9 protein-coding genes are annotated in these 13445 nt (G+C 43.4%); 5 read left to right on the top strand and 4 right to left on the bottom strand.

Annotation, left to right across the window (positions count from 1 at the left end; genetic code table 11):
- Position 1 precedes the first annotated feature (1 nt).
- On the top strand, positions 2-127 hold the full coding sequence (locus tag ACYQ4O_RS04730) for a hypothetical protein (RefSeq protein WP_460174903.1): 126 nt from the start codon (positions 2-4) through the stop codon (positions 125-127).
- A gap of 121 nt (positions 128-248) precedes the next feature.
- On the opposite strand, the gene ACYQ4O_RS04725 is transcribed toward ACYQ4O_RS04730, so the two are convergent.
- Positions 249-3353 (bottom strand): Rne/Rng family ribonuclease, encoded by a 3105-nt coding sequence (locus tag ACYQ4O_RS04725; RefSeq protein WP_460174902.1) that lies wholly within the window; start codon positions 3351-3353, stop codon positions 249-251.
- A gap of 230 nt (positions 3354-3583) precedes the next feature.
- Positions 3584-3706, bottom strand: a complete 123-nt coding sequence (locus tag ACYQ4O_RS04720; RefSeq protein WP_308514251.1) for a hypothetical protein — start codon at positions 3704-3706, stop codon at positions 3584-3586.
- Positions 3707-3972: 266 nt separating this feature from the next.
- Between ACYQ4O_RS04720 and ACYQ4O_RS04715 the strand changes: the two genes are divergently transcribed.
- Both ACYQ4O_RS04715 and ACYQ4O_RS04710 read left to right on the top strand, forming a co-directional pair.
- Complete coding sequence (locus ACYQ4O_RS04715) at positions 3973-5115, top strand: RluA family pseudouridine synthase (protein ID WP_460174901.1); 1143 nt, start codon at positions 3973-3975, stop codon at positions 5113-5115.
- Complete coding sequence (locus ACYQ4O_RS04710) at positions 5105-5761, top strand: HAD family hydrolase (RefSeq protein WP_308514253.1); 657 nt, start codon at positions 5105-5107, stop codon at positions 5759-5761. Before ACYQ4O_RS04715 ends, ACYQ4O_RS04710 begins: the two co-directional genes overlap by 11 nt.
- 33 nt (positions 5762-5794) lie before the next feature.
- On the opposite strand, the gene ACYQ4O_RS04705 is transcribed toward ACYQ4O_RS04710, so the two are convergent.
- Together ACYQ4O_RS04705 and ACYQ4O_RS04700 are read right to left on the bottom strand one after the other, a co-directional pair.
- Complete coding sequence (locus ACYQ4O_RS04705; protein WP_308514255.1) at positions 5795-6529, bottom strand: SAM-dependent methyltransferase; 735 nt, start codon at positions 6527-6529, stop codon at positions 5795-5797.
- 9 nt (positions 6530-6538) lie between these two features.
- A complete protein-coding gene (locus tag ACYQ4O_RS04700; RefSeq protein WP_460174900.1) occupies positions 6539-7135 on the bottom strand; it encodes a Maf family protein in 597 nt (198 codons plus the stop codon).
- A gap of 65 nt (positions 7136-7200) precedes the next feature.
- Between ACYQ4O_RS04700 and ACYQ4O_RS04695 the strand changes: the two genes are divergently transcribed.
- Together ACYQ4O_RS04695 and ACYQ4O_RS04690 are read left to right on the top strand one after the other, a co-directional pair.
- Positions 7201-7722, top strand: coding sequence for a YceD family protein (locus ACYQ4O_RS04695; protein ID WP_460174899.1), 522 nt, complete (start codon positions 7201-7203; stop codon positions 7720-7722).
- A gap of 1342 nt (positions 7723-9064) precedes the next feature.
- Complete coding sequence (locus ACYQ4O_RS04690; protein WP_460174898.1) at positions 9065-13393, top strand: autotransporter outer membrane beta-barrel domain-containing protein; 4329 nt, start codon at positions 9065-9067, stop codon at positions 13391-13393.
- Positions 13394-13445: the final 52 nt, after the last annotated feature.

Genomic DNA, 13445 nt, shown 5'->3' with positions numbered 1-13445 from the left:
AATGGCAATAGTTTTCTCTTCCGGAAAAAACACATCTTCTATATGGTGTGCTCCGTACTTTCTTACGAAAGATGTTGACGGAAAGTCCCATATAGTCAATGAAGCCTTGATGCTTGCTAATAATTAGCTAATGTAGCCAAGCATAAAAACTTGCTCGGTTAATACCGAGCAGAGATTAGGTCGAAGGTAGTCCGACAAAATCTAAAAAATTAGAGCCCGCTTGCAGCGGGCTCTAAAGTCAGGGAAGGCTATTCTTTAGCTGTTGTCTGAACTTGTTCTAAAACGAACGGTTCTTCAGAAACTGTCTTCTTGATTCTCTTTCTGCCTAACTTCGGCTTCTGAACCTCTACAGTTGGTCCATCAGTTGCCTTGGTAGATACAAGTTCAAGTTTTGGTTCCTCAGCTGATTTAGCTTTCTCGGCAGGCTTAGCTGCTGGTTTTTCTTTGGCTGTTTCTACCTGAGTGGGGATAGACTCCAGGACAGGAGCAGAAGTTTCGATAGGCGCTGGAGCGTGAGCAGTAGCATCCGTTGATTTTTTCACTGCTTCTGGTTCTGTCTTAACTTCCTGCTTGGGTTCTTCCTTAACGGGCTGCGCCGGAACCGAAGATTCCGCCTTGAAGCTGATTTCATGAGCGGGCTTGTGAATTTCCGGTAAAGAAGAAGTTTCAGCCTGCTGAGCCGGAGCAGCCTCTACAGTTTTTACTTCTGCGGATGGTTGTACCTGTTCAGTGTTTTTTTCAGTCTGCGGCTTTCTTTCTCCCCTGCCTCTGCGTGTTCTGTACGGATTGTGTCTGAATTGTTTTTCAGGCTTTTCTCCGAGAGATAAGTCAGAAACATTAACGGATGGAATTTCTGAAGACGGTACAGAAACTGTTGCGGCTTCTTGATGCGGAACGAAAGCGTTAACCTGATCCATCACTGCGACTTCAACGGCGGCTGTAACCGGGTCAACCGCAACCGGCGGTTTTGGAGTTTCAACCTGGTCAAATAATTCTGCCTTTTCCTTTCTGGAGCGTCTTGGCTTTCTGGCAGGGGCCGTTTCAGCAGCCGGAGCAGAGGCTTTGACTTTATTATCAGATTCCTTTGACTGAGCAGGAACATTGACGGAGTCAGTTTGCGGTTTAATTACTTCTGCCGCAACTAACGAAGTTGCAGTGACTTCCGCTTCATCGTTGGAGGGAAGGGAAGCCGGCACATTTGCAATTTCTTTTGTGCGTCTTGACTGCGGCTGAGCCTCTTTTTCAGAGCGTCTCTGAAGTTTTGTTTCTTCCGGTTTGCTCTCTGGAGCAGGAGTTTGCTGAGGCATGGTTTCGGCTTTCTTAGAAGCTCGTCTTTCCTCACCTCTGTCTCTCTTGCCTTCGGCTTTAGAGGCAGAGCGAGAAGGTTTTTCTGCTTTTTCAGAACGATCGGATCTATCTTGCTTAGCCTGATCTCTGCCTTTGGCAGCATTCTTTCGTTCTGCTCTTTCGGCTCTTGTCGGTTTAGCTTTTCTTTCCTGAGCCTTAGAAGTCTTCTGTTCCTTGCGGCTCTTAGCTTTTTCCTTCTTAGCCTGTTCTTCCGTAGATTCTTCGGCTCCGGTAAAGAAGCTGATAACCTTTTGCCAGAAAGATTGTTTCTTTTCTTTCGGCTGAGCTTTGCTCTTGGAGTCAACATGCTTCGGAGCTTCTTCGCGGGCTGGAAGTCCTTTGATAACAGGGACTTGTTTAGGTCTGTCGGAAGTATGCTGTTGAGGAGCTCTGGAGTAAGGCTCATCGGTTTCGGCTTCAAAGCTTTCAACTCTTTCGTAGCTTGGAAGGACCGAATCAAGTCTTTCATCATCAGGACGAATTCTTTCGATCTGATAATGAGGAGTTTCTAAGTTCTTGTTTGGAATCAAGAAAATCTTAATCTTGTGACGAGATTCAATCTTGGCGATATCGTCTCTCTTTTCATTGAGAAGGAATGTGCCGACATCAACCGGGACCTGAGCCTGCATAGCGGCTGTACCGTCTTTAAGAGCTTCTTCCTGAAGAATACGAAGAACTTGAATTGCACTGGATTCTGTGTCGCGGATAACACCGACGCCGTTGCATCTCGGGCAGGTGATGTGGCTGCCTTCATACAATGTCGGACGTAGTCTTTGACGGGAAATTTCCATTAAGCCGAAGCGGGAAATCTTGGCAGCTTGGACGCGGGCTCGGTCGTTCTTGAGCTCCTCTTTCATCTTCTGCTCAAGCTCTCTTTGATTGTTCGGATTCTCCATATCAATGAAGTCGATAACAATCAAACCGCCGAGGTCGCGCAATCTCATCTGGCGGGCTACTTCTTCGGCAGCTTCCATATTGGTCTTGAAAGCTGTCTCTTCAATATCGGCGCCTCTGGTGGACTTGGCTGAGTTAACGTCGATAGCCACTAAAGCTTCGGTGTGGTCGATAACGATAGCGCCGCCGGAGGGAAGAGGAACCGTGCGGGAATAAGCCGTTTCAATCTGTTTTTCCACTAAAAAGCGGGTAAACAGAGGAATGTCGTCGTGATATCTCTTGACTCTGTCGACCATGTCCGGCATGACATGGCTCATAAATTGACGGGCCTGTTCATAGATTTCGTCGGTATCAATGAGAATTTCGCTGATTTCCGGCTGGAAGTAGTCGCGGATGGCGCGAATCACCAGGTTGCTTTCTTCCACGATCAAGAAAGGAGCCGGATTGACTCTCTTCAATGGTCTGCCGTTGATGGTGGCGGTATCAACGATGTTGCCTTTGCCGTCATCGTATTGCGGTTTAGCTGCATCATCAATCGCTTCCCATAGTTTAAGAAGATAATCCAAGTCCCATTGAAGCTCTTCAACGCTTCTGCCGATACCGGCGGTACGAGCGATAAGGCTCATGCCTTTCGGGTGCTGAAGCTTGCCGAGGTTTTCTTTGAGCTCTTCTCTTTCTTCGCCTTCAATGCGGCGGCTGACGCCGCCTCCGCGAGGATTGTTCGGCATCAAGACAAGATAGCGGCCAGCCAAAGAAATGAAGGTTGTCAGAGCAGCGCCCTTGTTTCCTCTTTCTTCTTTTTCAACTTGAACGATGAGTTCCATGCCTTCGGAAACGGCTTCCTTGATAGTAGCTGTTCTGTAGTCGACACCTTCGTTGAAATAGGCTTTAGAGATTTCTTTAAAAGGCAAAAAGCCGTGTCTTTCTTCTCCGTAGTCTACGAAGCAGGCTTCCAGAGAGGGTTCAACACGGGTAATAATACCTTTGTAAATATTTGACTTTCTTTGTTCGCGGGCAGACGACTCCAGATCCATGTCGATCAGTTGTTGGCTGTCAACGATACAGACACGCAGCTCTTCAGGATGCGTGGCATTAAATAACATGCGCTTCATTGGGCACTCCTCGATCACTGACGCGGATCACAGGCGTGCTGAAAGAATATGTCTCTAGGTGAAAGATTGATGAGGACGTTTAGTTAAAAGGTAAGCTAGTAATTTGTGGGCATCCGCTGAGCTTTCCGTTTCAGATTTTATGCATAGAGAGATAGGCCCCCAAAGGATTCTTGGATCCCGGGCCGGAATTTCTCCCCTGTTGGAAACGCTCAATTACTTTCCTCTACCAGTTAAAAAACAATAACAACAACTACAACTTCTAGTTCTTCTCTGCCTGCAGCATCAACCGGACGCTGCACAGCAAAACAAAAAATATTCTTTACAGCAAGACGTTCTAATAAAAGAAACGCCACCGAAGATCCATTGAGAAATTGTTCTCGAATCTCTCGGATTTATGTTCAACATTTTGCGTGATGAGCTGTCCGGGATCTCAATTTCCTAGCAGGCGGAAATTAAAGTTGTCCGAAAAGGCTACAATCAACGCTTACGAGCGACGAGAATTATTAGTGACAACAACGTGTCTTATATCGAGCTTTGAGGCCTAAGCACAAGAGCTTTATAGTCTTAGCGGCACCTTCAAACGGCTAATAATTTGTCTCGGATGAGGATTTTAAAACAAATGAGCACAGAGCGCCATCTGCAAAAAAAAGCAACGGACAAAGAAGTTACGAATAGAAAACGGCCTGAGGCAAAAGGCCGAACAAGGAAAGGCAAAGATATCCTGGAGCAAATCCGTTCTGCCCAGAAGGAGCAGAAGCAAAGCGTCCAAAAACAACAAAAGCCTGTCGGGCCGTCTAAGCTTGAACCTCAAAATTTGAAAGCTCGTTTAGTGACCGTTTCACCGGCCAATGACGGTCAGCGATTGGATAACTTTTTGATTACTTTATTAAAAGGCGTGCCGAAGTCTCATATCTACCGTATGGTCAGAAACGGTGAAGTCCGAATAAATAAAGGCCGAGTAAAAGTAGAAGCTAGACTAAAAACCGGTGATTTGGTTCGTGTTCCTCCTATTCGCGTGGAAGAAAAGCCTAATACCTATGTTCCTCCGATTAAATCGGAAGACATGCCCAACATTCTTTTTGAAGATAAAGATATTCTTATTGTAGAAAAACCTGCGGGCATGGCTTGTCATGGCGGAAGCGGCATTTCTTACGGTTTAATCGAAAGAATGAGAACGACTTTCGGACCGGATCAGTTTTTAGAATTGGCTCACCGGCTCGACAGAGATACTTCAGGAGCGATTATTCTTGCAAAATCAAGAAAAGCTCTTGTTCGTCTCCATGAAATGATGCGTGAAGGCGAGGTTCAAAAGGTTTACCTTACCTTAGTCAAAGGAGATTGGGTAAACGACAGGCAGCACGTCAAACTTCCTTTGCATAAATTTTTAACGGCCTCCGGAGAAAGAAGAGTCAGGGTTGATAAAGAAGAAGGACTGCCGAGCCACAGCATTTTTACTTTGATTGAAAGATTCGGACAGGTTTCTTATTTGGAAGTTGAACTGAAGACGGGGCGCACTCATCAAATTCGTGTCCATGCTCAAGCTTCCGGCTTTCCGTTGGTGGGCGATGACAAATACGGAGATTTTGACTTTAATGCCAAAGTCGAGCAAGGACTTTTGGGAGTTCCGTTTAAGAGAATGTTCCTCCATGCGCATCGACTGACATTAAATCATCCTATCTCCGGAGACAAACTTATCATCGAAAGTCCGCTGCCGGCAGAATGTAAACAACTTATTGAAGTATTAGAGAAAAATGCAAAATAAGAAAAAACTCCTTATTTTTGATTTTGACGGAACACTTTTTGATTCCATTAGATATTTGTCCGAGGCGGAAGTAAACGCCGTTAATGAAATGGGCTGGAAGCCGATTACATTAGACTTTGCCCGCAAAACTATCGGTCTCAGTCTCTCTGTTATTTATGAGCAGGTATCCGGCGACAAGTCTCTTTCTAAATTGCAGGAATTCACAGACAGATTCAATAAGTATTTCTTTGCTCGTGCAAAAGAAGCAGGTTATTTCGACGGCATTGAAGAAATGCTTGCTTCTCTTAAAGAGAAAGGGTTTATTTTGACCATTGCGACTGGGAAGGGTAGAGCAAGCCTTGACCGTTTGGATAAGATGCTTGGGTTTGATAAGTACTTTGATTTCAATATTTGTCCGTCAGAATCTGAACCAAAGCCGTCGCCTCAGATGGTCAACAAATTACTGAAAAAATATGGCTTAAAGCCGGAAGATGCAGTTGTAATTGGCGATTCTGAACATGATTTAAAGATGGCTCAGAATGCCGGTGTTGATACCGTTGCCGTTTCCTACGGCGCAATGAGCAGAAAAGAGCTGGAACAGTATCATCCGACTAAGATTGTGAACACGGTTCAAGAACTTCAGAAAACTCTTGAAGAATTGAAATAGAGGAGGTGCGCCTGTATCGTTGATCGACACAGGCTACCGGTTTCTTCTTGCCGGCTTCTGAGGTCCGAGAATTCCGAAAATTGAAGGCAATTTCGGCAGTTCCGGGTTTTCTTTTTTCCACTGCTCTACGGTCTTGGTTTTAATAAATTCTTCCGGGCCTGTGATGTCCATTGCAACGAGTACTCGTGTCTGAGGACTGCAGGAGGCCAAAAGATCTTTGAGCATTTGATTATTTCTATACGGAGTCTCAATAAACAACTGAGTCTCTCCGGAGCCAAAGGTACTTCTTTTGTCCAAGTCTTTAATGGTCTTGGATCTTTCCGGTTCTTTTATCGGAAGATAACCGCAGAATCTGAAATTCTGACCGTCCATGCCGGATGCCATTAAAGCCAAAATCATTGAGCAGGGGCCTACCAGAGGACGAACTCGATAGTTCATTTCTTGGGCTTTCTGAGCAACTTGTGCCCCGGGGTCGGCAATGCCGGGGCAGCCTGCTTCGCTGACAATCCCAATGTCATGGTCTGCTGCCAATGGCTCAAGCCACTTTTTAACTTGAGCCGGATCGGGCCGGTGACCTATCTCTACGATACTCAGTTCAGCAATAGGTTTAGGGTGTCCGATTTTCTTTAAGAAAGCACGGGCAGACTTGGCGTTCTCAGCCAAGAAATAATCCAAACGTTTTGCTGTTTCGATTGTCAAGGCCGGCAGAGATTCTTCTGCAGGGCTATCCGAAATCGGAACGGGAAGCATAAAGAGGCAGCCAGCCATGAGATTTCCTTATTTAAGTCCGGGGAGAACTTCGATGCCGCATTTTTCCAGCATGGAAGTCAATTCAATTAGACCTAAACCAATAATGGCTGTTGGGTCGTCAGACTGGAAAGAGGAGATTAAGCAGATCCCGAGTTTTTCTAATTTGGCGGAACCTGCACAATTGAACGGTTGTTCGAGGTCAACGTAGGCTTCAATCGTTTCTCTCTTGAGCTCTTTCATCTTGATGGTTGTATCGACAACAGCAGAGTGGCCTAAACCGTTTGCATCGATAACGGTCATTGCCGTATGGAAAATTAAGGTTTTACCGGACATTTCCTCGAGCTGCTTGATGCAGTTTTCTCTGTTGCCTGGTTTACCGACGCATTTCCCTTCCAGATCCAATACTTGGTCGGAACCGATGACGACACATCCCGGATGTTTCTGTGCGACGGCACGGGCTTTTAGGCGCGATAAGCGTAAAGATAAATCTCTCGGACTTTCCTCTTTGAGCGGAGTTTCATCCACCTGAGGGGAGTCAGTGGTAAATTTCACATGTAATCTTTCCAGCAATTCCTTGCGGTAAGGAGAGCTGGAACCAAGAATTAAAGAGGGTTTTGAAGTCATAGCTAGGCCATTTGTTGTAAACAGGCCTTATTTTAAAACCGGATAGATCGAAAAAAGGAACGCAAATGACAGAGTTACTCAAGTCGACCGACTATGTAGACGTATACAGAATGTCCAGAGATAAAAGGAAAATCGAAGGCAAAGTCAGAGTCGGCGATATGAAAAGATTGGCAGAAACTGCATCCAATCATGACGATATTTTCGATTATGTTATTACCGGCATGATAGGCAAGTTAGGCTGGCCAGGCGCCATTATGGAGCTTCACGGTAAAGTTGCCGTTCCGTGCAACCGCTGCAATGATCCTGTTGAGGTTCCAATTGATAGAGAGGTAGTTTTCAGATTTGCTAAATCCGAAGAGGAAGCCGATACCATACCTATCGAAGAAGATGACGACACTGAAGTTGTCGTCGGCAGCGAAAAACTTAATGTGATGGACTGGATTGAAGAAGAAATTATTCTTTCCATTCCCTTGGTTCCATCTCATGATTATGCTTGTCTGGATAAGCAGAAGTTGAATAAAGATAATGGACCGGTAGAAAAAGAAAATCCTTTTGCAAAATTAAAAGGCATGAAATTCAGCAAGTAATCTTCAGAAAATTTTTTATTTTGTTCGCAGGCTCTATTCGTGGGCCTGTTTTTTTATCTTAGAAATCGGGCAATCCGAAACTTAAGGTTGGCAGAGCGTTGACAAATATGTCAAGAAACTGACGATGTTTTTAATTTCCTTTTTCCATCATTTCCAAGGAGGAATAAAGGGCAACCAAGCAGAGTAATACGATTTTGAAGGAGAAATAGCTTGTTTATTTGCTAACAAAAATGTTAAAAGACGCGGAAAAGTCTTTTAAATAAGTAAAGTTTTTACATTTTTATTTATTGAGAATTGTTGCTTTAAAGCAACTTTGGAAAATCTGATTTGTACGTTAAGTCCAAGGTCTTTTAACTGAAATTAGTACCCCCTGCACAAGTAATGATTTTTATATAAGTAATTAATTTCGCGTCTTTCTCAAAAACAAAGAGATTTAATTTTTTGAATTTTATAAATAATTTTCCTCGTTCCTCTTAAGCAAGATTATTGAATAAAAATTAAGGTAAAGACCAAAAGAAAATCCTTTTAATTTGTAAGGTTGGTGCGCTGAACGGAATTCAATTGTCATACAAATATTTGGGATTCTACGAATTTCTGGAGAAAACCCGAATTACATCTTGCAACATCTACACCATAATGGGTATGAAAAACAAAAGACTTATACCGTCTGAAATCTGAGGAAACATCATGTTATTAGAAAATTCATTTCTGGCTTTGTTTGTAAGGCCAGCTCCCGGAAGTATAGGGGGGGGGTTGTAGCTTTTTCGGCAATAACCTGATTCTTACACACCTGCCCTTTTTCTCCATTTCTCGACTGCGCAAACGTCAATTTTTTAACAAACTAAGTTATTGCGCTCAATCTTTTTCAGCTGGTAATAAAACTTCTCAAAGATTAAAAAGAATTCTTTGCGGAAATAATTTTGACCTCCTTTTTAATTCCTGCTTAGTGAGAGCCTTGGCCGGCAAGGAAGAGCTTCCGGTTAGTGTACACACCGGTACTTCTTCAAAAGTTTCGGATTCTAAATTCAATAGGCAATTTGTCTGCCATTTCGGATCATTCTTTGTAGAAAAAAAGGTGATTTTCCATCTTTTAAAGCCAATTTCCTTGCTCGCACGTATGCTGCAGACACTTCGTTTAGTCAAAAGTGTTATTGCCAGCAACCTTTGGCTTGGATTTGAAAATTATCAATCTTTTCTTAAAAGCCTTTAAACCCAGTAAATGAATTATTTGGTACGGGGTGAGGTGATAAGAAAGGTTAATTCCTTTCTGTAGGAAGGAACATTCACGTTTTGTAAATACTTTCATTCTCTCCTCGTTCCAAATCTAACTTTGGAGCCAGAAATGACTGTCTCGAAGAAAAACTCTTATAAAGAAACCTTTAAATCCTTTGTGCTTTCACCGGTTGTAGTGGCTGTGTTGCTGGCAGCCTTCAATCCGTCCGTAAACGCACAAACAATTTCCAATTATGAATACTTAGGAAAATGGAGTGCCAATCCTCTATCCCCAAATAATCCGTATTTGGACGGAGAACTAATTGAAAGAGACTCAACCGGCGCAGTTACCGGGACTTCTGATTTTTCAAAAGCTACTTGCACCACTTATGGTTTTAAGGAAGGACAAGACTGGTCATTTTTGTGGGCAGGCTCCACTTTTGAAGAGTGGATTAAGCTCGCAAACAATAAAGAAATGGCTGAACTCTATGGCATAACTGCGGATAACTCAGTCAGTTCAACTCTCATGGAATTGCAAGGCAGCTTAAAGGGAGCCGGAGGAAAAATAACCAGAGTCTATGTGCCTGATACTTTTGATGGAAATAAGGTCAATAACAAAGTGAGTATTGTTTTACCTATTTCTGCAACTTCAACAAGCACAATAGGAGCCAGTCTGATTAATTCTACCGGTACCTATAACTTCGATTCTCCGGTGACTGGTGTTTCGTGGGGAGATGGAACCGAAAAACAGGGTTCCACGAGCGCATTGATAAGTCTGCGCAGTGCCGGTACTCAAAAGGTAAATCTGGGCGAGTTCGGTTGGAATGGAAACGTTTTGGAGAATTACATTGCTCCTACCGATGAAAGTTGGACGCCTCAAGGTAATGTGCTTTTCATGCTTGTTTACAAAGGCAGTATGTATACCTACCAGACAGTCACTGGTAATGTTGGAGCCATAGCTACAGCTAGTGATCACGTACCCGGTTCTGTGACTTTATTTGAAGAGGATGGATGGCACCTAGATAAAGCTAACATTGTGATGGCAGGAACAGTGACAAATCCTCGTTCCCCGCATACGACCCATGGTATTAGCTCATACGGAGGAGGCACGTCGAATTCATATAATCGCTTAGAACAAAAATTTGAGGGAGTTATCCAGAGTCTTGGTACCTCATTACATCCATTGGGAATTGGTATTGTTCAGGAGCATGATCAAACCAGCGGAAGTACTAAGTATTTTTTGCAAGATATTCGTAAAGTCAATGAAATTCATGCTGTGAATGCACGCATTATCAACGACATCAAAGGAAATACCTTCGAAGCACAATTAACACAAAATGTTGAAGTAGGAAAAATTGAGGTCTTTGGTGACGGTAAGTTCACCGGAGCTATCGGGGTCTACAACCGAACCAATATCGGCGGCAAAAATGATAGTAATAATTCCGTTCAAAGGATTTATGTTTCCGACAGTATTGTTGTGGACGGCTTTTCCGTGGCCATTCCTCCCCATCAGTATATTCAGACGCTTTCCACCTATGCGGCCATTGCAAATAGAGGCGGGCGCCAGGAAATTATAAGTACGAATCCGGATCAGCCTGTATTACTGTCAGCCAAGACGCAAATGAGAGCAGCAACTGATAACAACAGCAGGTACGGTACATATGCCCTTTTGGTATTCCCTCACTACCAAACTAATCCAGATCCGACGAAGATAGCAGGGTCCTTTACAGAGACCTTGATGAAAGGAAGTTTTGAGGTTTACAACGGTGATATTGCTGTCTTTGGAGAACAAGGCGGAAAGTATTCAAAATCAGTCGGTCTTAGATTGGAGGGTCAACTTTATCCGGCTACAGGGAGTTCATCGGAAAAAATTCAAAACAGACTGACTATTGCTGACGGCAACAATATAATTGTGACAGACCGTTCACCTTTAGTTGCTAATTCAAAGCCCTCAACGATTTTAAGACCCGATCAAGTTCGTGCGTTCCTGCAATTACGCCCAGTAACAGACAGTCAGGGTGTAGAACATCCGTACGAAATTGAGTTTAAAGGAAAAAATAGCTATCTGAATGTCGAGGGTGCATACTTGGGTCACGGCACAATCGTTTTCCACAGTGCTCTGGATTTCAAAGGTGATGATAAATGGACTTCTCGCACCGATTTCTTTAAAGAGAATAGTGAAACTTATCTGACTAACTACAAAAATGAATTATTAAACAAGTGGAAAGCGGCAGGGGCTGATGAGAAGAAAGAACTAGAAAAATTTGGAGAATTTAAAACAGATGCTTTAGGCCAAGATTATGTGGTTCTGACAGATGAGGGTGTGAATACGCACAGCATCGAAGTAGAAAAGGCTTACAAGAAAGTTTTTGATCAGGGAAATCAGCTGATTGTTAATAAGAATCCTGTGATTATTCATAAAGTGATTGCTCAGGAAACTTCAGGAGAATCTAGTAGATTGAACCTTAAGATTGATACTTCAAGTCTAAGAAAAGATTTGGATGCTGCTTATCCGGGAGTTGCATTTGCCTCTGAGCAACCGAAAATACAGAAGTATTTTGATGAAAATGCCATTTATATTCTGAGACAGGCAGCTAACAATGTATTTATCCATAGCTGGACAGATGAGCATGTTCTTCTGCCGCATCAATCGGTTCTGAACGAAAAGACCGGACAGACTGGCAGTGATGGAACACAGACTAAAATTACGGATGATCATGATGAGTTTCTAGATAAGATTAATCCGCAAAAGAAGACTCTCGAGTCAAATACAGAAACGAAAAAATTTACGCTGGACGACGGCACACTGGTTGAGCAGACGATTACAACAGAAAAAGTTTCATCCACGCACAATCGATTCACGGGAAGCCCGGTGAATAACATGGTAGCGGGAAAAGTCTCATTTACTATTCCAGAGGGCATCATTACTCCTCAGAGAACGTATGTAACTGAGTACTACATCGAGAATAAGGACAATTACGATGCTAATAATCCTTATGGCTTTAACGATAATGAAATTTTCCATGAATTCCTGGCACAGTATGACCGTAATAAATACACCAATGAATTCAATAGTAAATTGGATGTCGATACAAGCAATTTAGCTGACTCCGAGCCTTTGAAGAATGCTGAACAGTTGCGTAAAGAAGAAGCTGAAAAAAACGGCGCAACTACTAGGACAGCAACTCAAAAAATTGCCGCTTTAGCATTAGACGATACTGAAGATCCTAAAGAAGGCAATAAAGTCGAAGAAGATGGCATCGACAATATGGGTGAGGTTTATGGGAAAGTCGATACTTTTGTGACGAAAGTTGAGGAGAAAGTTACACCTCCCGAAGATGATTGCACAAAATATGGCAACTGTGCACCGGATCCGGTTGATCCAACTCCAGAAGATCCGAAGCCAGTCAATCCAAATCCATGGGATGATGTTACGCCTCCGACAAAGCCGGACGGTTCTCTGGATGTCGGGAACGGCTGTACAACTTCAACAATGGATGCTCTTGATTCCATTGGGTTAACTAATTATTTCCTCTGGAGGCAAGAAAACGAAACCCTTTATCAACGCTTAGGGGAAGTCCGTGATAATCCCGAACTGGAAGGATTGTGGTTCCGTGGAATCCTTGGGAAGAACAAGTGGGATAAAGGTAAACGCCATTTCGAGAATAAGTACTACGGAATTCAGATTGGTTTAGACAGAGTTCATCAAACCTTTACCGATGAATATAAATGTCGTGAAGTTGACGGAGAGGGAGCTCCCTGCAGAAGAGTACCGGCAACGGATTGGATTTATGGCATCGGATTGACTTACATGAAGGGACAAAGTAAGTTGGCCAACGGTGGCAGTGGCGACACCTGGATCGGTACTCTTTCTTTCTACGGTACGAGAAAATTCCAAAACGGCGGATATTTGGATCTTATTGTGAAGGGCAGTCGCTTAAACAATGAATTTACCGCTATAAGTGATCAGTTCCGTTACTTGTCAAAAGGCAAATACCACACATATGCTTTCCAGGCTAGCGTCGAATATGGCAACAAGCATTACTTGAATAAAGACAAGACTTGGTATATCGATCCTGAGCTCCAGCTTACCTACGGCCATATCAAAGGCGTTAAGTACAGAACGTTCAATGCATTGAATGTTGATGTTCACAACCTTAACAGTTTGATAGGCCGAGCCGGAATAGGCGTCGGTAAAGAAGGTAAAAAGGGAAGCGCTTTTGTCAAAGTTGATGCCTTACGGGAATTTAAAGGCGAATATAAAGCTCGTTACCACTTGGACCATGGAGCATGGAACAAGAGCCGCATCAGTATGAAAGACACTTGGGGCGAAATTACCATCGGGGGTACATACAACTTCCGCAAAGATACGTATGGATTTGTACAAGCCAAGAGATCTTTTGCCTCTGATCTGGAACAAGAGTATCGAGTAGACGCCGGAATTCGCTACGTCTTCTAACTTTCAAACTCTTCATATATCCACATTTTATACGTTTCCCCTCCTCTAGACA

Source organism: Turicimonas sp. TL08, assembly GCF_054660695.1.
This window is presented reverse-complemented; position numbering and strand designations above follow the sequence as displayed.